We start from the raw sequence: 20,749 nt of genomic DNA, 5'->3' as shown, positions 1-20,749 counted from the left end.
CCGGCCGGCTCAGCGCGCGCGCTGCATGGCAAGGCGCTGTTTCACCGCGGCGATCAGCGCCTGCAGGTCGTCATGCCGCGGTACCTGGTAGCGGTCGCCGGTGATGTCCAGATTGCCCTTGCGCCAGAAACCTGCCGGCGCGGCCACCAGCAGCTTGCCCGAGCGCGCATACAGGCCGAACTCGAGCAGGGTGACCGGGCTCTGCGTGCCCGGCGCGAAGTACATCAGCACGATGTCGGCCTGTTCCAGTGCTGCCAGCTCCCATTCCACCTGGCGACGGAACTCCGGCTCGTCGGCCTCGGCGCGCCAGGCCGGGTTCCAGTCGGCGCGGCGTGGGTTGAGCAGCACCACGTCCTCGTCGGCCAGCGCCTGCTGCACCTGCTGCTGCCAGTCGCCGGCCCTGCCCATCTCGATGCTGCCGGCCAGGAACACCCTGGGCCGTGCGTCGCCCGCGGGAATGGGGGCGGGCGAGGTGATCGTCTGCGAACCCGCCGCGGCGACCGGCGACAGCAGCAACAGGCAGGACAGCAGCAACGGCTTCATGGCGGGCGGGAATGCGCGTGGGGTGCACATGATCGCAGAAGCGGCGCAGCCGGTGAGACGCGCGGGGCTACACTTTGCCCCATGCAAACCGAAACCCTGATCCTGGCCGGCCTGCTGCTGGCCGTCATCGTGCTGCTGGTGTTCGTGTTCCGTCGCATTGGCGGCAACGGGCACGCTGAAGCGCTCGCCCGCGACCTGGACGTCGAACGCCAGCGCGCCAATGCCGCCGCCATCGACGCCGGCCAGCTGCGCGGGCGCCTGGAATCGCTGGCCGCGGAAATGGAACACGAGCGTCGCGAACAGGCCGAGCAGGCCCGGCAGCTGGCCGCCCTGAACCAGCGCATCGAACGCGAAGCCACGCAATCGGCCGAGGCCGCGGTGCGCCTGGCCGAGCGCGAGGCGGCGCTGGCCGACGCCCGCGCGCAGCTCGCCGAACTGAGCGCGTCGCTGGAACGCGAGCGCCAGGCCCTGCACGCCGCGCGGGCCGACAGCGCGCGCCTGCTGGCCGAGCTGCAGCATGCGCGACAGGCGCAGGAACAGCTGCGCGACTGGATCGCCGCGGCGCGCGAGAACCTGTCCGGCGCCTTCACCGAACTGGCCGCCAAGGTGTTCGACGAGAAGGGCCAGCAGTTCGAGAAGAACGTGCGCCTGGCCACCGGCCAGTCGCGCGCCGACATCGAGACCCTGCTCAAGCCGTTCGCCGACAAGCTGGGCGAGTTCCGGCAGCGGGTGGACACCCTGTACGGTGAAGAGGCGCGCGAGCGCGCCAGCCTGCTCGGCGCGGTGGGTGAGCTCAAGACCCTCAACCAGGACATGGCGGCGCAGGCCGCCGCGCTGACCAGCGCGCTGAAGGGCAGCGCCAAGGTGCGCGGCGACTGGGGCGAACTGATGCTCGACAACGTGCTGCGCGGCTCCGGCCTGGAAGAGGGCATCCACTACGAGCGCCAGGCCCATGCCACCACCGACGAAGGCGACAGCCTGCGCCCGGACGTGGTGGTGCGTTTCCCCGACCAGCGCGCGGTGGTGATTGACAGCAAGGTCAACCTCATCGCCTGGCAGGAAGCGATGAACGCGGCCACGCCCGAGCAGCAGGACGAAGCCCTGCGCCGCCATGCCATCGGCCTGCGCCAGCACGTCAAGGACCTGGGCGACAAGAACTACCCCAAGGCCATCGGCGGTGACGCACTGGACGTGACCATCGCCTTCGTCCCGATCGAAGGCGCGCTCTCGGCCGCGCTCGGCGTGGACATGGACCTGCAGTCCTATGCGTTCGATCGCCGCGTGGTGTTCGCCTCGCCGAACACGCTGATGGCGCTGCTGCGCGTCACCGAGCGGCTGTGGACGCGCGACAAGGTGCAGCGCCAGGCGCTGGAGATCAGCGACACCGGCGGCAAGGTGCTCGACGCGCTGGTCGCCTTCCTGGCCGAGTTCGACATGGTTGGCAGGAAGCTGGAGGAGGCGGGCAAGGCCTTTGCCCAGGCGCGCAACCGCCTCACCGAGTCGCCGCAGTCGGTGTCCAACCGCGCCCGCCGCCTGGCCGAACTCGGCAGCAAGGCGCGCAGGGCGCTGCCGCCGGAACTGCAGCCGGAGAGCGTGCGCGCCTTGACCGATGGAATGACGGGCGACGATGCCAGCGCAACGGACTGAAGATCCGCAGCGTCGTACCGCATCGCGGATGCCCGGCACCCGGCAGCATCATCAATGGGGGATGTAGATGACCGCATTGCTCATCCTTCCCGGTCTGGACGGAACGGCAACGCTGCACACGGCATTCATTGAGGCCGCTGCGCCGCTGTTCGACTCCGTTGAGGTGGTGCCGTATCCCCCGGACCGGCCGCTGGGTTATGCCGAGCTGGAGGTTATTTCCAGGGCTGCATTCCCAGAAAAACCGTTTGTGCTGCTGGGCGAATCCTTCTCCGGACCCGTCGCGCTTTCCATCGCCGCAGACCCGCCTGCCAACCTGCGCGGCCTGGTTCTCTCCACTACGTTCGCAACCGCACCGGTTCCCTTCTTGCGTACGTTCGCCCCATTGCTGCACGCCGTTCCCTTCCCGCTCCCGCCATCGATGCTGTTGTCCTGGTGGCTGTTCGGGCGTTGGGCGACGCCAGCGCTTGAGGCCGCGCTGCGGCATGCATTGCGCCAGGTTTCCCCCCATGTGCTGCGTTTCCGCGCCGCCAGCGCGCTGCGGGTCGACGTGCTGGCGCGATGCGCCGCCATCGCCGTGCCCGTGCTCGATCTGCGTGCCAGCGACGACAAGCTGCTCCAGCGCGATCCGGGCAGGCAGATGAGCGCTGCGATACCACGTTGTCGGACGGTGGAAGTGGCAGGTCCGCATCTGTTGCTGCAGGCCGAGCCGGAGGCCTGCGCCAGGATCGTCGGCGAATTTGCGGCAGGGATCGACGCCTGACCGGATATGCTTGGGCTGCCTAATCAACCACAGGAACCCCCCATGGCTACCGCCATCCAGGACATCCCCCTGACCACCCTCGACGGCGCCCCGGCCTCGCTGGGCGACTACCGCGGCAAGGTGCTGCTGCTGGTCAACGTCGCTTCCAAGTGCGGGCTGACGCCACAGTACGAAGGGCTGGAAAAGCTCTACCGCGAGAAGAAGGACGCCGGGCTGGAGGTGCTGGGTTTCCCGGCCAACAACTTCAACGGCCAGGAGCCGGGAAGCGAGGACGAAATCCGGCAGTTCTGCTCGCTCACCTACGACGTGACCTTCCCCATGTTCGCCAAGATCAGCGTCGCCGGCGCCGACGTGCACCCGCTGTACCAGCAGCTGATCGCGGCGCAGCCGGCGGCCGCCGGCGAAGGCCCGATGCGCGAGAAGCTGGTCGGCTTCGGCATCGAACCCAACCCGGCGCCGGGCATCCTGTGGAATTTCGAGAAGTTCCTGGTCGGCAAGGACGGGCAGGTCATCGGCCGCTTCTCGCCGGATACCACCGCCGATGACGCCGGCCTGCGTGCGGCGATCGATGCCGCGCTCGCGGCCTGAGCCCCGCCACCGATCGCGGCCCGGGCGGCAGCGGTCGGTTTTCGCGCCCCGCATCGGGCAACAGACTGAAGAGGCAATCGCAGGATGACGGCAGGCAATTCCGGTGGGTTCGCGGTCGGCTGGTTCACCCTGGCGCTCATCAACGCCGGGCTCGCCCAGGGCAAGGGACGCAGTGGCATGAACCGGGGGCTGCTGTCGCTGCTGCCTGGCCCGCTCGCCACGCTGTTGCTGGTGCTCCAGGCATCCCGGCACCCGGACGGCAGTTGAGTCCCGGTCCAGGGCGCCGACGCCGGCCCGGAAAAAAGAAAGCCCGGGGTTACCCCGGGCTTTCTTCGTACCTGCACTGCACACCGCGCGCTCAGCGCCCCCATTCGGGCATCGGCATCGCATCGACCGGGATGGTGGTCTGCTCGTCGTCGCCGTGGCGGCGGCGGTCGTGGCGCAGGTCCTTCTCGATCTGGTAATTGCGCCGCTGCAGCCAGGCATCGCGGGTGAGTGCGTACTCGTCCACCGCGTTGTCGCGGATGTCGTCCAGCGACAGCAACTGCACCCGGGTGTCGACCAGCTGCAGGCCCTGCAGGCCGATGCGCAGCGTGTCCGTGTCCACCCGGCGTAGCGGCGACAACGGTACGTCGCCGGCCAGGCCGAACACGTCGCGCACGGTACGCGGGCCGAAGAACGGCAGCTCCACGTAGCGCGACTGGCGCCAGCCCCAGGCACCCAGGGTCTGCCCGAAGTCCTCGCTGCGGCGCGGCACCATGGCCTTGCTGGCGGGGTCGAACAGGCCGCCGATGCCGAGCGTGGAATTCATCAGGAACCGGCCCAGCGAGTCCCAGGCGTCGTCGGCGTGGCCCTGCAGCAGCTGGTTGACCATGGTCACCGGCAAGCGCAGGTTGCTGAAGAAGTTGCTGACCCCGGTGCGCGCCACGCGCGGCACCACCTGCACGTAGGCGGTAGCCAGCGGACGGGCGATGCCGCGGTCCACCGCCAGGTTGAAGCGGTGCATACGGCGGTTGTACTTCTCCCACGGATCGTAGGTCGGCGCCGCGCCATCGCCGCCGCTGCCGGGCTCCGTACCGGGGGGGCCGTACAGCGCGGCGAAATCGTCCTCGGCGTCGGTCGCCGCGGCCGGGCTGGGCGGGGTCGCCTGCGCCGGGGTACCCGCGAGCGTGTCGTCGGATGCCCGGGCGGGCTGCGCCGCCACGTCGGCAACCGGGACCGGCGCCGGTGCAGTGGCCGGCGCCGGTGCGCCCGCGCAGGACGCGGCGTTGGCGCAGCCGGACGGCTCCGCGCCGACGCTGGCGCTGGCGGGCGGTGCGGTCGCGCGCACGGGCTTGCCGGCGCAGGCGCCCAGCACGAGCACGGCGGCCAGGAGCGGGAGGGTGCGGAAGAGGTTCATGTCAGTGTTCCGCCGAAGAGGCGTTGAAATCCAGGTCCGGTGACAGCCGGTACGCCGCGCGCAGCTCGTCCAGGCCCACCGGTGCGCCGACGATGGTAGCGCCACCATTGCTACGCATGCGTGCAGACAGCTCGGCCAGCAGCGCCACCCCGGCGCTGTCCACGCGCTCGACGGCGTTCAGGTCGAGCCGACGCAGCCCGCCCACCTGGCGCAGCAACTGCGGCCACAGCGCTACCGCCGCGGCGCGGTCCAGCGTGCCGGCCAGGTGCAGGGCGTCGCCTTCGACGCGCGCGGTGGCGTCACTTGCCACGGGGTGCCGGGCCCGCGGTGGCCTGCATGCTGCCGTTGCGCAGTTCGGCCGCCACTTCCTTGATCGACTTCTGCCGCAACGGGGCGTCGAACTGGTTCTTGAAGGTCTGCACGTAGGAGATGCCTTCGATCATCACGTCGAAGATCTTCCACTGGCCGCCGACGTTGCGCATCAGGTATTCGACCGGGGTCGGCTCGGCGCCGGCGCGCACCAGTTCGGTCGACACCTTCACGCCACGGTTGCCCGGCAGCGCGGCCTCGCCCTTGTAGCGGAAGCTGGGCTTGCCCTGGATGTCGAGCAGGGCCGAGCCGTAGCGGGCCATCAGGTTGTCGGCCATCGCGTCGGCGAACAGCTTGACGTCGGCATCGGCCGCGCCGCGGCCATGCACGCCCAGCACCAGGCGGGCGGCGTAGTCGCGGTCGAAGCCACGGCTCAGTTCGCTGTCGATGAAGCCGCGCAGCGCGGTCGGGTTGGCGCGGAACTCACCGCGGCGGGTTTCCAGCGTGGACAGGATGCGCGAGCTGGCGTCGAGCACGGTGCGCGCGGCGGCCGAAGGCTGCGCGGCGCTGGCTGCCGGGCGCGCCTGCGCCATCGCCAGCGACGGGGCGGCGGCGAGCAGGGCGGCGGCGAGCGCGGTGGTGAGCAGTCGGGTTTTCATGATTAGGGTTCTTCCTTGGTGGGCGTCTCGTGGGGGCCCGGGGGGGACGCGGCGTTGTTGCCGCCGCCGCTGAACATGTACTTGCCGACCAGCTGGATCAGGTCCACCGCCGGCTGCGTGAACACGATCTCGTCGCCGGACTTGAGCACGTCCGGGTCGCCGCCCGGCTGCAGGCCGATGTAGCTTTCGCCCAGCAGGCCGCTGGTGAAGATGCCGGCCGAGGTGTCGGCGGGCAGGTCCTTGAACTTGCCGTCCAGCGACAGGGTGACGATGGAGTCGTATTTAACCGGGTCCAGCTGAATATCGGCCACTTGGCCGATGGTCACCCCACCTACCTTCACTGGCGCCTGCGGCCGCAGCTGGCCGATCTGGCTGAAACGCGCCTTGAGCACGTAGTCGCCGCCGCCGATGCCGAAGCGCTGGTTGGTGGATGCCACCGCCAGTACCAGCAGCGACGCCAGCGCCAGCAGCAGGAAGGCGCCGACGGAGAATTCGAGTCGAGGTCCACGAATGGCCATGTTGTTGTCTCACTCCTGATCCAGCAGGTGCCTCGCCGGTGCGGGCGAAGCGGGTTGTTCGTCGGATCCGCGCACCGCCACGCGCGGGTACCCGGCAGGGATTGGCATCAATGGAACATCAGTGCGGAAAGCACGAAGTTGAACATCAGCACCAGCAGCGAGGCATTCACCACCGCGCGGGTGGTGGCCACCGAGGTGCCTTCGATGGTGGGTTCGGCGTGGAAGCCGACATAGGCGGCGACCAATGCGGCGGTGCCGCCGAAGATCGCCGACTTGAGCAGCGCCACGGCGAAGTCGTCCCAGAAATCGACGCTGCTGCGCAGCCCCGACCAGAACGTGCCGTTGTCCTGGCCCAGCACCTTCACCGCCTCGAACCAGCCGCCGGTGATGGCCAGCGAACAGAACACGCCGGTCAGCAGCGGCACGGTCAGCACCGCTGCCCAAAAGCGCGGCGCCACCGCCTTGGCCACTGGGTCGATGGCCATCAGTTCCAGTGCCTTGATCTGGTCGGTGGCGCGCATCAGCCCCAGCTCGGCGGCGATGGAGCTGCCGGCACGGCCGATGAACAGCAGCGCGGTCAGCACCGGTGCCAGTTCGCGGTACAGCGACAGCCCGAGCAGGGTGGACAGCGCATCGGCGGCGCCGAAGGTGGTCAGCGTGCGGTAGCCCTGCAGGGTCAGCACCAGGCCGACGAAGGCGCCGCCCACGGCGATGATCGGCAGCGAGCGCGCGCCGATCTTGTAGATCTCGCGGGTCAGCTCGGCGAGGAAATCGGGCGTCGGCAGCGAGCCGCGCAGTACCGTCAGCGAGAACAGGCCGGCGCGGCCCAGCGAGCGGATCGAGGACACGAACGGCATCAGGCAGCCCTCGGCCGCGGCGCGGCGTCGAACGGAATCGGGCCGTCGGGCTGACCGTGCAGGAACTGCCGCACCAGCGGGTCGCTGCTGGCCTGCAGCTGGTCAGGCGTGCCCGAGAACACGATGCCGGCGTTGGCGATGACCACGGCGTGGTCGCAGATCGGCAGGGTCTCGTGCACGTGGTGGCTGACGATGACGCTGGTCAGCCCCAGGCTGTGGTTCAGGCGCTGGATCAGGCTCATGATCACCCCCGAGGCGATCGGATCCAGCCCGGTCAGCGGCTCGTCGTAGATCATCAGCGGCGGGTCCAGCGCCAGCGCGCGGGCCAGCGCCACGCGCCGCGCCATGCCACCGGACAGTTCGCGCGGCCATGCATCGGCCGCGGCCAGCAGGCCCACCGCGTGCAGCTTCATCCGCACCAGGCGCTGCAGCACCGGCTCGGGCAGGCGGGTGTGGGTCCGCAGCGGCAGGGCGACGTTCTCGGCGACCGTCAGGTCGGTCAGCAGGCCGTTGCCCTGCAGCAGCACGCCGATGTTCTTGCGCATTTCCAGCAGCGCGCGGTTGCCCTGCGGGATGTCCTGCCCGAACAGGCGCACCTGGCCGCTGACCGGGCGCAGCTCGCCGGTCAACGCCGCCAGCAGCGTCGATTTGCCGGTGCCCGAGGGGCCGAGCACGGCGGTGATGCTGCCGCGCGGCACGTCCAGCGAAACGTCGCGCAGGATCGTGCGCCCGCCGCGGTCGATGCGGACGTCGGACAACTGCACCAGGGGTGTCCGGGGAAGGGACATGGCGGCCTTTAACGGAAAACCAACGTGGCAGGATTATCGGGTCCGCCTGAACAAAAGAGAACTGGACCGTGCAGTATTGTCGCCGGACCGGCACCGGGCGTCAGTGACCATGCGCGGAACGCCCAGTCTCCCTGGTGTCGTCACACGCGCTGCGGCGGCGTGTGCCCGCGTCCGTGGCCGACGGCACGCGAACCGCGCCATCCACCGCCGATCACCGCCACGTCCACGTCGCGCCCGCGCGCGTCGCAGTCAACGCGACGCCGCTCCGGCACAATGGCGCGGCCATGCCTGATGCCGCCGCGGATTTCCGCCTTTACCACTCCAATGCGCTGGACGTGCTCGCCTCGCTGCTGGCCCACGCGCTGCGCGCGCCCGCGCCCGGGCAGCCGCTGCTGGCGGCCGACACGGTCCTGATCCCGCAGGTGGCGATGCGCCGCTGGCTGCAGTCCACGCTGGCCGCCGAATACGGCATCGCCGCCAATCTCGAATTCCTCACGCCGGGTGAGTTCGTTGCCCGCGCGCTGCAGGAAAACGTGCCCGGCGAGCAGGACGACCTCGGCGCGCCGGGGCTGCAGTGGCGGCTGTACGCGGCCCTGACCGACCCGGCGCTGATGCGGCAGCCGGCGATGGCCGCGCTGCGCACCTATCTGGGGGGCGACGCGCCCGGCGCCGGCGACCCGCTGCGGGTGTGGTCGCTGGCCGCCGAACTGGGCGGGGTATTCGAGAAGTACCAGGCCTGGCGCCGCGACTGGCTGCTGCGCTGGGAGGCCGGCGCCGATCCCGCCGATCCGCAGGCCATCCTCTGGCGCCGCATCGCCGGCGGCCAGCAGCACCGCGCGCGCCGCATCAACGACTACCTGGCGCGGTTCGAGGGCGCCGGCCAGCCGCTGCCGCGCGGCCTGCCGGCGCGCCTGTTCGCCTTCGCCACGCTCAACGTCTCGCCCGACGTGCTGCGGGTGATCGCCACCCAGGCGCGGGTCGGTACGCTGCATTTCTACCTGCCCACGCCCACGCGCGCCTATTGGGGCGACCTGCAGACCCTGGCCGAACGGCTGCGCGGCGGCGTCGACGATCCGTTCGGCAGCGACGCCGGCGAGAACCCGCTGCTGCAGGCCTGGGGCGCGGCCGGGCGCGACTTCATGGCGGTGCTGGGCAGCTACGAAGTGGTGCACCCGTCCGGCGAGATCGCCGCCTATGCCGATCCCGAGCGGCGCGACGGGCCGACGCTGGACCAGGGCGGCCTGCGCGACAGCCTGCTGCACCGCCTGCAGGCCGACCTGTTCCACCGCCGCGCGCGGCCGCCGGCGCCGCTGCGCCCGGCGCTGCGGCTGGACGACCCCAGCGTGCAGGTCCACGCCTGCCATACCCGCCTGCGGGAAATGCAGGTGCTGCACGACCAGCTGCGCGCGCTGCTGGACGATCCGCGCTTCGACCCGCCGCTGCAGCCGCGCGAGATCGCGGTGCTGGCGCCGGACATCGACCCCTACGTGCCGTACCTGGAATCGGTGTTCGGCGGCCGCGGCGGCGGCGAGGGCCATATTCCGTGGGCACTGGCCGACGCCAGTCCGCTGCAGGGCGAGCCACTGGCCGACGTGTTCGTGCAGCTGCTGGGGCTGCCGGTGTCGCGCTTCGGCCTCAACGAGATCCTCGACCTGCTCGCCAGCCCGCCGCTGGCCGCCGCCGCCGGACTGGACGCGGCCGCGTTCGAGCGCCTGCACGGCTGGCTGCAGGCCGCCGGTGCGCGCTGGGGGCTGGATGCGGCGCACCGCGGCCAGCACCAGGCCCCGCTCGACGACGCCTGCACCTGGCAGTTCGCCCTGGACCGGCTGCTGCTCGGCCACGCCAGCGGCAGCGACGACGACTTGGCCGGCGTCGCGCCGTGGCCGGAGCTGGAAGGCAGCGCACTGGCCGCGCTGGATGCGCTGATCCGCCTGCTGCGGGTGCTCGCCCGCCACCAGAAGGCGCTGGCCGAGGCGCTGGCGCCGGCGCAGTGGCGCGAACGCCTGTTTGGCCTGCTGGACGCGCTGCTGCCGGAAACGCCCGCCGAGCCGTCCACCCAGCGCGCGCTGGACCGGCTGCGCAAGCTGATCAACGCCTTCGCCGAGGACGCGGAAAAGGCCGGCTTCGATGCGGCGGTGCCCGCCGAGGTGGTGCGTGCGCACTTTTCCACGGTGTTGTCCGAGGCCGACACCCGCGCGCCGCTGCTCACCGGCGGCGTCAGTTTCGGGCGCATGGTGCCGATGCGGCTGCTGCCGTTCCGCGCGATCTGCGTGCTGGGCCTGAACGACGGCGACTTCCCGCGCCGCGACCCGGCCGCCGGCCTGAGCCGGCTCACCGCCGAACTCGGCACCGGGCGGCGCCGCCACGGCGACCGTTCGCTGCGCGAGGACGACCGCTTCCTGTTCCTGCAGTTGCTGGCGTCGGCGCAGGACGTGTTCTACCTGAGCTACCTCGGCGCCGACGCGCGCGACGGCAGCGAACGCGAGCCTTCGGTGCTGGTCAGCGAGCTGATCGACGCGGTGGCCGCCTGCCATGCCGATGCGGCCAGCGCGCGCCAGGCGATGGTCGTGCGCCATCCGCTGCAGCCCTTCGCCCCGGCCGCGTTCGGCGGCGATGGCGAGCCGCGGCGTTTCAGTTACCGCCGCCAGTGGCACCCGGCCGCCGGCGCGGTCGGTGGCCAGCGCCAGCCGCTGGCGCCCTGGTCCGCCGGTGCACTGGACGCGCCTCTGCCCGACGCCCTGCGCGAACCCGCGCTGTCGCTGGATGCGCTGCGCCGCTTCCTGGCCGACCCGGCCGGGCAGTTCCTGGAACAGCGGCTGGGGCTGCGCCTGGGCGGCGAGATCCTGCCCGGTGACGACCTCGAACCGCTGGTGCTGCCCGAACGCGGGCGCGAGCACAGCGCGTTGCAGCAGCAGGTACTCGGCGCATTGCTGGAAGGCAGCGAACAGGGCCTGTACGAGCGCCTGCGGGCGCGCGCGCTGCTGCCCTCCGGGGCGCTGGGCCGGCAGCAGTTCGAGCAGCTGCTGGGTCGCATCCGCCCGTGCGCGGACAGCTTCGCGCAGTGGTACGACGGCGCGCCATTGCAGTCGCAGCGGCTGGAAGTGGCGATCGACGGCACCACCGTCCACGGCCGTGTCGCGCAGATCCATCCACAGGGGCTGCCCCGCCTGCAGGCCGGTGCGCCGGGCGTGGCCTGGGTGCTGCGCAGCGGGTTGGAATGGTTGCTGGCCAATGCCGCCGGCGTGCCGCTGCCGCTGCTGCAGTTCATTGATGCCGGCGATGGCGGCTTTGGCCCGCACATCCTGCCGCCGCCACCGGCTGAACAGGCCCGCGCCGCCCTGCAGGCCCTGCTGCAGCTGCGTGCGCGGGGATTGCAGGCGCCGCTGCCGTTCGCCCCCTACACCGGCTGGGCGATCTACAACGCCGATCCGGACGCCCGCGAAAAGGTCGCGCGCGAGAAGTGGCATGGCAGCGACCGCAGCTGGGGCGAGCGTGACGGCGAAGCCGTGCAACTGGCGCTGCGCGGCGCCGATCCGTTCGCCGACGCGGCCACTACCAACAGATTTATCCACAACAGCCTGGTGGTGTTCACCGCGTTGCGCGAGGGCCGGGTGGCGACCGGCGGCGGGGACCGCGCATGAGCGCCGCAGCACCTGTGAACGACCCGTACCTGGAGCTGCCGCTGGACGGCCTGCGCCTGATCGAGGCCAGCGCCGGTACCGGCAAGACCTTCACCCTGGCCACCCTGTTCACCCGGCTGGTGGTGGAACGGCACCTGCGCATGGGCCAGATCCTGGCCGTCACCTTCACCGAAGCGGCGACCCAGGAACTGCGCAGGCGCATCCGCGAGCGCCTGGACCTGGCGGCGCGGCTGGCCGAGGCCGCGCCAGCGGCGGACGCGGGCCACGAGGTCGCGCTGACCGGCGCCATCCTGCGCCGTTACCTGCAGCTGGGCACCGAAAGCGCCGCGCAGCTGGCGCGGCGCCTGCGCATCGCCGCCGAGGAAACCGACCTGGCGGCGATCTTCACCATCCATGGCTTCTGCGCCCGGGTACTGGCCGAACACGCGCTGGAGAGCGGCCACAGCTTCGCCGCGCCGGAACTGCTGACCAATACCCGCGCGCTCCACGCCGGGCTCGCGGCCGACCTGTGGCGGCAGCATGCCGCCCGCGGGGATGCGCTGGCGGCCCTGACCGCGCTGTGGAAGGGCCCGGACGCCCTGGCGGCCGACCTGCCGGTACTGGTCGCCGACCTGCCGCTGCTGCCGGCGCTGCCGCCAGCGCCGCTGGACGATGCCGGCCCGCCGCGCGACGCCGCCGCGCTGCGCCTTGCCGGCGGGCTGGCCGCGCATGGCGACGCCTACCTGCAGCAGCTGCGCGCCGCGCTGGAGGGCGGCGTGCTCAACAGGAGCAGCTACAAGGCCGAATGGATCGAACCGCTGTTCCGGCAGCTGCTGCACTGGGCGCGCCATCCCGATCCGGCCGCAACGCTGGACGAGCGGCTGCAGCGGCTCACCCTCGACGCGCTGACGGCCCGCACCGTGAAGGCCAAGGCCGGCAGCACCCCGGTGTCGCCGCTGCAGCCATTGATCGCCGACTACGTGCAGGCGCAGGCGCGCTTCGCCGAATGGCGCCGGCAGCAGTCCATCGTCCTGCTGCATGCATTGCGCGACGACGCCCGCCAGCGCCTGGCGCGGCACAAGCAGCAGTACCGGGTGCAGACCTACGACGACCTGATCGACGGCGTGCATGCGGCGCTGGACGGCGAAGCCGGCATGGTGCTGGCCGAACGCCTGCGCGCGCAGTACCGCTTCGCCCTGGTCGACGAATTCCAGGACACCGACCCGCGCCAGTGGGACATCTTCCGCCGGGTGTTCGCCGAACCGCCCGCCGCCGCCGCGCTGTTCCTGATCGGCGACCCCAAGCAGGCCATCTACGGCTTCCGTGGCGGCGACGTGCACACCTACCTGCAGGCCCGCGAGCGCGCCGCCGAGGCGCCGCGACTGGCGCACAACTTCCGTTCGCGCCCCGGGCTGCTGCGCGCGATCGACGCGCTGTACGCCAACGCCGGCGAACAGGCTTTCCTCGACCCGCGCATCCGCTTCGAGCCGGTCGAGCCCGGCTCCAAGCGCAGCGATGCCGACTACCTGCTCGACGGCGTCCCCGCGCCGGCGCTGACCCTGCACCTGCTCGACGCCGACGCCGATGGCAAGCCGCTCAAGGCCGATGACTCGCGCCACGCCGCCACCGTGGCCTGCGTGGCCGACATCCACCGCGTGCTGTCCGCGGCGCGCCAGGGCAGGGCGCTGGTCGATGGCCGCCCGGTGCGCCCCGGCGACATCGCCGTGCTGGTGCGCTCGCACCGCGAGGCCACGCGCATCCAGCAGGCGCTGGCCGCTGCCGCCATTCCCGCGGTGGCCGCCGGCAAACACAGCCTGTTCGCGACCGTTGAGGCGCACGAGCTGCGGCTGTTGCTGCTGGCGCTGCTGCAACCGGCCGACGAAGGCCGCCTGCGCGCCGCGCTGGCCACCGTGCTGCTGGGCGAAAGCGCCGCGGCCATCGCCGCGATGGAGCACGAGGGCGACCGCCAGCGCCGGCACCAGGAACGCCTGCTGCAATGGCGCGAGCGCTGGCAGCGCGGCGGCGTGCTGGCGATGCTGTCGGACCTGTGCGCCGAACAGGCCGAGCGCCTGCTGGCGCTGGTCGACGGCGAACGCCGCCTGACCAACTACCTGCAGCTGGGCGAACTGCTGCAGGAAGCCGGCAGCCGCAGCATCGGCCTGCATGGCCTGCTCGACTGGCTGCAGGCGCGCATCGCCCACGCCGACGACGGCGACGAGGCCCAGCTGCTGCGCCTGGAATCGGACGCGCACCGGGTGCAGGTCATCACCCTGCACAAGAGCAAGGGCCTGGAATACCCGCTGGTGTACCTGCCGTTCGTCGGCATCGACGGCGGCGCACCGGCCAGCGACGGCCACCGCATCGTGCACGATGGTGAGCGCCGCGTACTGCACTGGAAGATCGACAAGGACGCGGCGGAGTGGAAGGCGGTCGGCCAGCAGGCCGCCGCCGAGGAGGCGGCCGAAGCCGCGCGCCTGCTGTACGTCGGCCTCACCCGCGCCGAGCACGCGCTGTGGATCGCCGGTGGCGCCCTGGCCGGGCTGCCCGGTTCGCGGCTGGGGCCGCTGCTGGATGACATGCAGCGGCTGGCCGCGCACCCCGACATCCAGATCGTCGCGGGCAGCGTGGATGCGCTGCCCGCGCGGCTGCCGCCCGCGCACGAGCCGGCGGTGCCGCCGGTGCGTGGGGTGCGCCGCGCGCTGGCGCTGGACTGGTGGGTCTACAGCTTCACCCAGCTCGCCCACGCCGAGGCCGGCCACGACACGTCGGCCGCCGCCACGCAGGACAGCGGCGGCGCCGCCGACGAACCGGCGCAGGGCGAAGACGATGCCGGCCAGGATCCCGTCACGGCGCAGGAGGCCTTCGATCCGCGCTTCGCCGGCAGCCGCTTCGGCAACGTGCTGCATGCGGCACTGGAGAACACCGACTTCGGCGCCTGGCGCGGCTGGCGGCCGGGCGACGCGGCGCCTGCGGGGCAGGCCGGAGTAATCGCCGCGGCACTGCGCGCCGAAGGCTATGCAGAGGCCGACATCGACGACGGCGTGGCCCTGCTCACCGTGCTGGTCGGGCAGACCCTGACCGTGGACCTGCCCGAAGGCGGCGCGCTGCATGCGCTGGCCGCGGGCGAGCGCCGTGCCGAGATCGAATTCCACTTCGCCATGCAGCCCACCGCGGTGCCGGTGCTGCTGCGCGTGCTGCATGCGCACGGCGTGGTGCGCGGCCGCCACGGCTTCGGTGCGCGTGGCCGCCTGGAAGGACTGATGACCGGCAAGATCGACCTGACCTACCTGCGCGACGGCCGCTGGTACGTGCTCGACTACAAGTCCAACCGCCTGCCCGGCTACGCCCCGGCGCAGCTGGAGGCGGCCATGCGCCACAGCGAGTACGACCTGCAGGCGCTGATCTACACCGTGGCGCTGCACCGCTGGCTACGCTTCCGGTTGGGCGACGGCTATGACTACGCGCGTGATTTCGGCGGCATCCGCTACCTGTTCTGCCGTGGCCTGGATGCGACCCGCACGCCTTCGCCGGGGGTGTACGCGCATGCCTTCGCGCCGGAACTGGTGCACGCGGTGGACGCGCTGTTCGCCGGCGGTGACGACGCCCACGCCGCGCTGCTGGCCCGGCTGGGAGGCCAGCCATGAGCCTGCTGGCCGCACTCAACAAGGCCGGGGCGCTGCGTGCGCTCGACCACGCGTTGGCGCAAAGCCTGCGCCGGCTCGATCCCGATACCCCCGACGCGGTACTGGCCGCCGCCGCGCTGGCCTCGCTGGCCGTCGCCCACGGCCACGCCGGGTTCGACCCGGCGCGGCCGGCGCGGCTGGTCGAGGCCGCGCTGCCCTGGCCCGACGCGCAAGGCTGGATCGCGCAGCTGCAGGCATCGCCCTGGGTGGCGCGGCCCGACGACGATGCCGACGAGGCCACGCAGGCGCCGCTGGCCTGGGAACACGGCCTGTTGTACCTGCGGCGCTACCGCGAGTACGAGCGGCGGCTGGCGCTGGGCCTGCAGCGCATCGGCCAGGCCCCGCTGCAGGCCGCCGATCCGGCGGCGCTGGCGCCGCTGTTCGCGCAGCTGTTTCCCGGCAACGCGGCCGCCGCGCCGGGCCCGGCGGCCCGGCAGGGTGACCTGTTCGCCCAGGTGCCCGCCGCTGCGGCCGCCGGACCCACCGACGCTTCCCCCGCTGGCGACCAGCAGGCCCGCGCCGCGGCGCTGGCCCTGCGCCACGCGCTGCTGCTGGTCACCGGCGGGCCGGGTACCGGCAAGACCACCACCATCGCGCGCCTGCTGGTGCTGCTGGCCGCGCAGGCCCAGGCCGCCGGCCGCGCGCCGCCGCGCGTGGCGCTGGCCGCGCCCACCGGCCGCGCCGCCGAGCGCATGGCCGAAAGCCTGCGCAACGCCGTGCAGCAGCTGCCGCGGCTGGGCGTGGACGCCGCGCTGTGCGCGCAGCTGCCGACCACCGGCACCACCCTGCATCGGCTGCTGGGCGTGATTCCGGATTCGCCGCGCTTCCGCCACCACGCCGACAACCCGCTGGCGTACGACACGATCGTGGTCGACGAGGCCTCGATGATCGACCTGCCGCTGATGGCCAAGCTGGTCGAGGCGGTGGCCAGCGGCACCCGGCTGGTGCTGCTCGGCGACCCGGACCAGCTACCCTCGGTGGAAGCCGGCGACGTGCTCGGCGCCATCCTGCGCGCCGCCGGCGACGGCACGCGCATCACGCCCGACGACGCGCAGGCATTGCAGGGGCTGCTGGGCGCACTGCCGGCGGCATCCATCACGCCGCCGGCGACCGGTTTCGCCGGCACCCGCGTGCAGTTGCAGCGCGGCTACCGGCAGAGCGAGGCGCTGCAGCTGGCACCGCTGGCCGCGGCGATGCGCGGCGGCGACGCCGCCCGCGCGCTGTCGCTGCTGCGCGACGCGCAGCTGCCCGGCGTGCACTTCCACGAGACCGAGGACGATCCGCTGCAGGCCTGGCGTGAACCGCTGCAGCGCTACTGGGAAGCACTGGCCGCCGCGCAGACGCCGGCACAGGCGCTGGCCCTGGCCGGGCGCCTGCGCCTGCTCACCGCCGTGCGCGAAGGCCTGCAGGGCGCGCGCGGGCTCAACGCGCGCATCGAGGAACTGCTCGGCGGCACGACCCCGCGCGGCGGCGCCCCCGCCCACTTCCACGGGCGCCTGCTGCTGGTCACCGAGAACAGCTATCGCCACCGCCTGTTCAACGGCGATGTCGGCATCTGCCTGCGGGACGGCACCGGCCGCGGTACCACCGCCTGGTTCGCCGGCGACGGTCCCGACGCGCCGCGGCCGTTCCACCCGGCGGCATTGCCGGCGCACGAAAGTGCCTTTGCCATGACCGTGCACAAGGCGCAGGGTTCGGAGTTCGACGAGGTCTGGCTGCAGCTGCCGCACCGCGACAACCGCGTGCTCAGCCGCGAACTGCTCTACACCGGCATCACCCGCGCCCGCCACGCCCTGCACCTGGCCGGCGACGCGGCGGTGATCGAAGCCGCGCTGTCGCGCCACGCCAGCCGCTGGTCGGGCCTGGCGCAGCGGCTGGGCCAGGCGCAGGGATAGTGCCCGCTGTGCCCTGCATGACCGGCGATCAGTGCTCGTGCCGACAAGTAGCACACGTGTGCTACTTCGGTCCGGAATCAGTGATCCAACGGGGCAGCTCATGGGCACCCCCACCATCCGCCTTGCGGACGAGTTGAAGGCCCGCATCGCCGAGATGGCGAAGGAAACCGGCATGACGCCGCATGGATTCATCCTGGAAGCGATCGCCGAGAAAGCGGCGCTGGCGGGAAATCGGGGCGATCGCGCAGCTGGCTTTCCAGCGGGTTGGTATCGAGCGCGTCGTCGCGGCCTTCGATGAAGGCCCGGTCCGGTACCTGCGCGGTCGCGCCCGCGGTTGCGGCCAGCACCAGCAGCAGGCCCGCCAGCAGCATGCGCATCGCCAGGGTCATCGCCTTCCCCGTGGTCCTCGTCCAGCCGCGAGGTCAGCGGCTTGCGCCCGCGCCCGTCGCCCACGGCGCACGTTCCAGCCCGGCGGCGAGGTAGTCGATCAGCCGCTGTACGCGCGCCGGGCGGCGCAGGCCGGGCGGGGTGACGATGTGCAGCGCGATCGGCTCCACCTGCCAGTCGTCCATCGCCGTTTCCAGGCGGCCGGCGCGCAGGTCGTCCCAGACCATGAACTCCGGTTGCAGGGCCAGTCCCAGCCCGCCGCGCAGCGCCGCGGCGAACACTTCGGCGTTGTTGGCCTGCAACTGGCGCGGCACGGTCTGCGCATATTCGCCGTGGCGCGGGTGGCGGAAGCGCCAGGTGTTGCCACCGCGGGTGTAGCTGTACTGGAAGCCGCGGTGGCCGGCGAGGTCGCGCGGGTGCTGCGGCCTGCCGTGCTCGGCGAAATAGGCCGGCGCGCCGACCAGCAGGATCCGCACCTGGCACAGCCGCCGCGCGCGCAGGCTGGAGTCGGCCAGGGTGGAGATGCGCAACGCCAGGTCGAAGCGCTCGGCCACCAGGTCCACCTGCGCGTCGCTGAGCTGGATATCCAGCTCCACGTCCGGGTGCGCGCGCATGAACGCCGGCAGCAGCGGCGCCAGCTGCGCCACACCGAAGGACATCGGCGCGGCCACCCGCACCAGCCCGCGCAGCGTGGCCGAACGGTCGGCGACCTCGGCCTCCACCGCCTCGCCCTCGTCGAGGATGCGCACGGCGCGCTCCAGTGCCGCGGCGCCGGCGTCGGTCAGCGACATGCGCCGCGAGGTGCGGTGGAACAGGGTGGTGCCGATGCGTGCTTCGAGCCGGGTGATGGCCTTGGACACGGTGGCCTGCGACAGCCCCAGCGCTTCGGCCGCACGGGCGAAGGAGCCGGCCTCGGCGACCCTGGCGAAGATGGCCCAGGCTTCTAGGTCGGGCAGTTGGCTCATGGCGGACGCTGTGGGAGGAGGAGATTGGATCATGGCACAAACGGAAAGAATGTCTTTTCATTCCTTCCATTCCGGAAGCAAACGCGCGTGCCTAGACTGGCCCCCATCGCAACCACCCTGCAGGACACGATCATGATCGAGCGTCGCCCGTTTGCCACCCTTGGCGGAGCCAACCACGGTTGGCTGGATGCCAGGCACCACTTTTCCTTTGCCGGCTACCATGACCCGGCGCGCGTCCACTGGGGCGCCCTGCGGGTGTGGAACGACGACACCATCCAGCCCGGCACCGGCTTCCCGCCGCATCCGCACGCGGACATGGAGATCGTCACCTATGTGCGCGAGGGCGCCATCAGCCACCAGGACGACCAGGGCAACAAGGGCCGTACCGAGGCCGGCGACGTGCAGGTGATGAGTGCCGGCACCGGCATCCGCCATGCCGAGTACAACCTGGAGCCGGGGGTGACCCGCATCTTCCAGATCTGGATCATCCCGGATGCGCGCGGCGGCGCCCCGGCGTGGGGTACCAAGCCCTTTCCCAAGGGTGGGCGCTCCGGTCGCTTCATCGCCCTGGCCAGTGGCATGCAGGGTGACGAGGAGGCCCTGCCGATCCGCGCCGACGCCCGCGTACTGGGCGCGTCGCTGAAGGCCGGCGAGAGCACCACGTACCACTTCCGCGACGCCACCCGCCACGGCTACCTGGTGCCCAACACCGGCAAGGTGGAAGTGAACGGCGTGCCGCTCGAAGCCCGCGACGGCGCCGCCATTGCCGGTGAGGGCAGCATCACCGTGCGCGCGCTGGAAGACGCCGAACTGGTGCTGGTGGATACCGCCTCCTGAGCGGCGGGACCGCCTGGTGATAGACGCAGGTGCGCGGGCGACCGCGCCCTTGCCGTCGTCCGCGAAGGCAAGCCGGATGCGGGAGCGACGCAGACACCCGTGCCTTCCGCTAGAACCCGGGCGCCACTGCCGCTGCGGATTCGCCGCGACATTCCCGGCGCCGCGCGGGTTCTCCCCGGCATGGCGTACGAACGGGGGTGGGTCAGCGCATCGCTTCGCGACGGCGGGTCGGAGGCGACCGGCCTGCGCATGCGCGGACAGCGCCGGGCCCGGGAGCCGCAGGAAGCAGGCACCTTGTCTGCCAATCCGTGCATGGTGCCACAGGCAGCGGTTGCGCTTGCCGCCATACTGCGGATTGGCCGGCCACGGTACCGCGACGACATGCGTGACTTCCTCTACTACTCTTCCCTGCTCCTGCTGGGATGGGTCTGGTACCGGTTCGGGCAGAAGCAGCTCCAGAAAGCGCCCTTCGACGAGAACGGCGCGCCGACCCAGGGGCTGGTGGGGCCGGTGGGCTTCCTGATGACCGCCGGCGTGGCGGGCTATGCGCTGTTCGCCATCATGCGCGCGCTGGCGCGGGGCCAGATACCTTGCCTCGGCAAGGGCTGCGCCGGGCAGGTGTATACGCTGGTCGCGCATGCGGGCGCGTACTGGGCCAACGTTCTGTTTCTGGTGTGGCTGGTGCTGGCGCTGGGTTATGGAATGTACGTGACGCTGAAGATCTGGTTCCGCTGATGGTCCACCGTGGGCTTTGCGGGTAGCGCCGGCGCCGGCAATGGCGGCATGCGCGGTCCCCGCCTAGACTGCTTTCCTTGCCAACCCGGGAATCCCGTCATGCAGGCCAAGGGCGAGTTCGACATCACGCGCGTCCCGCAGGAATCGCTGGACATCGGCGGCGGCGCGGTCGTCGGCCATGTGCGTTTCGACAAGCGCTTCCATGGCCCGTTGGACGCCAGCAGCGTGGTGCACATGCTGGCGATGATGTCGCCTGTATCCGGCTCCGGCGCCTACGTCGCCCTGGAACGCATCGAAGGCACCCTCGACGGCCGCCGCGGCAGCTTCCATGCCCAGCACAACGGTGTCATGGACCGCGGCGCGCCCCGGCTCGACCTCACCGTGGTACCCGACAGCGGCACCGGCGAGCTGGCCGGCCTGCACGGCCGCATCGCCATCGACATCGTCGACGGCAGGCACCACTACACCTTCGATTACGGCTTCCGCGATCCCTGAGGCGAAAGCCGGGCCGCCCGCGTCCGCCCAGGAGCGCGTCTGCAGGAGCGTGCTGCGGTGCGCG

The 20,749-nt window shown here is 71.8% G+C and carries 19 protein-coding genes; 10 read left to right on the top strand and 9 right to left on the bottom strand.

Features of this window, described 5'->3' with window-relative positions:
* Positions 1 to 9: 9 nt before the first annotated feature.
* The gene (locus AC06E6_RS11275; protein WP_161614241.1) at positions 10 to 543 is read right to left on the bottom strand and encodes a nucleoside 2-deoxyribosyltransferase domain-containing protein; all 534 of its coding nucleotides are present in this window, start codon (positions 541 to 543) and stop codon (positions 10 to 12) included.
* An 81-nt stretch (positions 544 to 624) separates the two neighbouring features.
* Here AC06E6_RS11275 and AC06E6_RS11270 point away from each other — a divergent pair, with 81 nt between their 5' ends.
* The 4 genes from AC06E6_RS11270 (at position 625) to AC06E6_RS11255 (ending at position 3,805) form a co-directional block, all read left to right on the top strand.
* Positions 625 to 2,190, top strand: a complete 1,566-nt coding sequence (locus AC06E6_RS11270; protein WP_478061369.1) for a DNA recombination protein RmuC — start codon at positions 625 to 627, stop codon at positions 2,188 to 2,190.
* Between the two features lie 67 nt (positions 2,191 to 2,257).
* The gene (locus AC06E6_RS11265) at positions 2,258 to 2,950 is read left to right on the top strand and encodes an alpha/beta fold hydrolase (RefSeq protein WP_313232042.1); all 693 of its coding nucleotides are present in this window, start codon (positions 2,258 to 2,260) and stop codon (positions 2,948 to 2,950) included.
* A 42-nt stretch (positions 2,951 to 2,992) separates the two neighbouring features.
* A complete protein-coding gene (locus tag AC06E6_RS11260; RefSeq protein WP_478061367.1) occupies positions 2,993 to 3,538 on the top strand; it encodes a glutathione peroxidase in 546 nt (181 codons plus the stop codon).
* Positions 3,539 to 3,622: 84 nt separating this feature from the next.
* Positions 3,623 to 3,805, top strand: a complete 183-nt coding sequence (locus tag AC06E6_RS11255; protein WP_313255990.1) for a hypothetical protein — start codon at positions 3,623 to 3,625, stop codon at positions 3,803 to 3,805.
* 91 nt (positions 3,806 to 3,896) lie between these two features.
* Here the strand turns inward: AC06E6_RS11255 and AC06E6_RS11250 are convergent, their stop codons facing one another.
* From AC06E6_RS11250 to AC06E6_RS11225, 6 genes are all read right to left on the bottom strand, one after another.
* Positions 3,897 to 4,937, bottom strand: coding sequence for an MlaA family lipoprotein (locus tag AC06E6_RS11250; protein WP_478061365.1), 1,041 nt, complete (start codon positions 4,935 to 4,937; stop codon positions 3,897 to 3,899).
* A 1-nt stretch (position 4,938) separates the two neighbouring features.
* Complete coding sequence (locus AC06E6_RS11245) at positions 4,939 to 5,247, bottom strand: STAS domain-containing protein (RefSeq protein WP_104940040.1); 309 nt, start codon at positions 5,245 to 5,247, stop codon at positions 4,939 to 4,941.
* The gene (locus AC06E6_RS11240; protein WP_104940039.1) at positions 5,237 to 5,905 is read right to left on the bottom strand and encodes an MlaC/ttg2D family ABC transporter substrate-binding protein; all 669 of its coding nucleotides are present in this window, start codon (positions 5,903 to 5,905) and stop codon (positions 5,237 to 5,239) included. Before AC06E6_RS11240 ends, AC06E6_RS11245 begins: the two co-directional genes overlap by 11 nt.
* 2 nt (positions 5,906 to 5,907) lie before the next feature.
* Positions 5,908 to 6,423 (bottom strand): outer membrane lipid asymmetry maintenance protein MlaD, encoded by a 516-nt coding sequence (gene mlaD / locus AC06E6_RS11235; protein ID WP_161614557.1) that lies wholly within the window; start codon positions 6,421 to 6,423, stop codon positions 5,908 to 5,910.
* Positions 6,424 to 6,530: 107 nt separating this feature from the next.
* Complete coding sequence (locus tag AC06E6_RS11230; RefSeq protein ID WP_104940038.1) at positions 6,531 to 7,280, bottom strand: MlaE family lipid ABC transporter permease subunit; 750 nt, start codon at positions 7,278 to 7,280, stop codon at positions 6,531 to 6,533.
* Positions 7,280 to 8,068, bottom strand: a complete 789-nt coding sequence (locus AC06E6_RS11225) for an ABC transporter ATP-binding protein (protein ID WP_104940037.1) — start codon at positions 8,066 to 8,068, stop codon at positions 7,280 to 7,282. Before AC06E6_RS11225 ends, AC06E6_RS11230 begins: the two co-directional genes overlap by 1 nt.
* A 284-nt stretch (positions 8,069 to 8,352) precedes the next feature.
* On the opposite strand from AC06E6_RS11225, the gene recC reads away from it, so the two are divergent.
* From recC to recD, 3 genes are read left to right on the top strand one after another with little or no spacing between them, the layout of a single operon-like run.
* On the top strand, positions 8,353 to 11,709 hold the full coding sequence (gene recC, locus AC06E6_RS11220) for an exodeoxyribonuclease V subunit gamma (RefSeq protein ID WP_478061361.1): 3,357 nt from the start codon (positions 8,353 to 8,355) through the stop codon (positions 11,707 to 11,709).
* A complete protein-coding gene (locus tag AC06E6_RS11215; RefSeq protein ID WP_478061359.1) occupies positions 11,706 to 15,332 on the top strand; it encodes a UvrD-helicase domain-containing protein in 3,627 nt (1,208 codons plus the stop codon). Before recC ends, AC06E6_RS11215 begins: the two co-directional genes overlap by 4 nt.
* Entirely contained in the window at positions 15,329 to 17,266 is a 1,938-nt protein-coding gene (gene recD, locus AC06E6_RS11210) for an exodeoxyribonuclease V subunit alpha (protein ID WP_478061358.1), read from the top strand. Before AC06E6_RS11215 ends, recD begins: the two co-directional genes overlap by 4 nt.
* Positions 17,267 to 17,454: 188 nt before the next feature.
* Here recD and AC06E6_RS11205 read toward each other — a convergent pair whose 3' ends face one another.
* Together AC06E6_RS11205 and AC06E6_RS11200 are read right to left on the bottom strand one after the other, a co-directional pair.
* Positions 17,455 to 17,655 carry a hypothetical protein gene (locus tag AC06E6_RS11205; protein ID WP_478061356.1) on the bottom strand — a complete coding sequence of 67 codons (201 nt, stop codon included), beginning with the start codon at positions 17,653 to 17,655 and terminating at the stop codon, positions 17,455 to 17,457.
* Between the two features lie 33 nt (positions 17,656 to 17,688).
* A complete protein-coding gene (locus tag AC06E6_RS11200; RefSeq protein WP_478061354.1) occupies positions 17,689 to 18,618 on the bottom strand; it encodes a LysR family transcriptional regulator in 930 nt (309 codons plus the stop codon).
* An 87-nt stretch (positions 18,619 to 18,705) separates the two neighbouring features.
* On the opposite strand from AC06E6_RS11200, the gene AC06E6_RS11195 reads away from it, so the two are divergent.
* The 3 genes from AC06E6_RS11195 (at position 18,706) to AC06E6_RS11185 (ending at position 20,685) form a co-directional block, all read left to right on the top strand.
* A complete protein-coding gene (locus AC06E6_RS11195) occupies positions 18,706 to 19,455 on the top strand; it encodes a pirin family protein (protein ID WP_478061353.1) in 750 nt (249 codons plus the stop codon).
* A 180-nt stretch (positions 19,456 to 19,635) separates the two neighbouring features.
* On the top strand, positions 19,636 to 20,190 hold the full coding sequence (locus AC06E6_RS11190; RefSeq protein WP_478061351.1) for a hypothetical protein: 555 nt from the start codon (positions 19,636 to 19,638) through the stop codon (positions 20,188 to 20,190).
* Positions 20,191 to 20,289: 99 nt separating this feature from the next.
* Positions 20,290 to 20,685, top strand: a complete 396-nt coding sequence (locus tag AC06E6_RS11185; protein WP_313232033.1) for a DUF3224 domain-containing protein — start codon at positions 20,290 to 20,292, stop codon at positions 20,683 to 20,685.
* Positions 20,686 to 20,749: the final 64 nt, after the last annotated feature.

The organism is Stenotrophomonas sp. Steno-Z10-HUANG, assembly GCF_056393075.1.
The sequence above is the reverse complement of the archived record's forward strand: the minus strand, read 5'-3'. Positions and strand labels throughout refer to the sequence as shown.

Coding starts and splice junctions, on each gene's coding strand:
- AC06E6_RS11205 (WP_478061356.1), bottom strand. CDS start 17,655: ATGACCCTGGCGATGCGCATGCTGCTGGCGGGCCTGCTGCTGGTGCTG.
- recC (WP_478061361.1), top strand. CDS start 8,353: ATGCCTGATGCCGCCGCGGATTTCCGCCTTTACCACTCCAATGCGCTG.
- AC06E6_RS11265 (WP_313232042.1), top strand. CDS start 2,258: ATGACCGCATTGCTCATCCTTCCCGGTCTGGACGGAACGGCAACGCTG.
- AC06E6_RS11260 (WP_478061367.1), top strand. CDS start 2,993: ATGGCTACCGCCATCCAGGACATCCCCCTGACCACCCTCGACGGCGCC.
- AC06E6_RS11270 (WP_478061369.1), top strand. CDS start 625: ATGCAAACCGAAACCCTGATCCTGGCCGGCCTGCTGCTGGCCGTCATC.
- recD (WP_478061358.1), top strand. CDS start 15,329: ATGAGCCTGCTGGCCGCACTCAACAAGGCCGGGGCGCTGCGTGCGCTC.
- AC06E6_RS11255 (WP_313255990.1), top strand. CDS start 3,623: ATGACGGCAGGCAATTCCGGTGGGTTCGCGGTCGGCTGGTTCACCCTG.
- AC06E6_RS11190 (WP_478061351.1), top strand. CDS start 19,636: ATGGCGTACGAACGGGGGTGGGTCAGCGCATCGCTTCGCGACGGCGGG.
- AC06E6_RS11275 (WP_161614241.1), bottom strand. CDS start 543: ATGAAGCCGTTGCTGCTGTCCTGCCTGTTGCTGCTGTCGCCGGTCGCC.
- AC06E6_RS11225 (WP_104940037.1), bottom strand. CDS start 8,068: ATGTCCCTTCCCCGGACACCCCTGGTGCAGTTGTCCGACGTCCGCATC.
- AC06E6_RS11185 (WP_313232033.1), top strand. CDS start 20,290: ATGCAGGCCAAGGGCGAGTTCGACATCACGCGCGTCCCGCAGGAATCG.
- AC06E6_RS11250 (WP_478061365.1), bottom strand. CDS start 4,937: ATGAACCTCTTCCGCACCCTCCCGCTCCTGGCCGCCGTGCTCGTGCTG.
- AC06E6_RS11240 (WP_104940039.1), bottom strand. CDS start 5,905: ATGAAAACCCGACTGCTCACCACCGCGCTCGCCGCCGCCCTGCTCGCC.
- mlaD (WP_161614557.1), bottom strand. CDS start 6,423: ATGGCCATTCGTGGACCTCGACTCGAATTCTCCGTCGGCGCCTTCCTG.
- AC06E6_RS11215 (WP_478061359.1), top strand. CDS start 11,706: ATGAGCGCCGCAGCACCTGTGAACGACCCGTACCTGGAGCTGCCGCTG.
- AC06E6_RS11230 (WP_104940038.1), bottom strand. CDS start 7,280: ATGCCGTTCGTGTCCTCGATCCGCTCGCTGGGCCGCGCCGGCCTGTTC.
- AC06E6_RS11200 (WP_478061354.1), bottom strand. CDS start 18,618: ATGAGCCAACTGCCCGACCTAGAAGCCTGGGCCATCTTCGCCAGGGTC.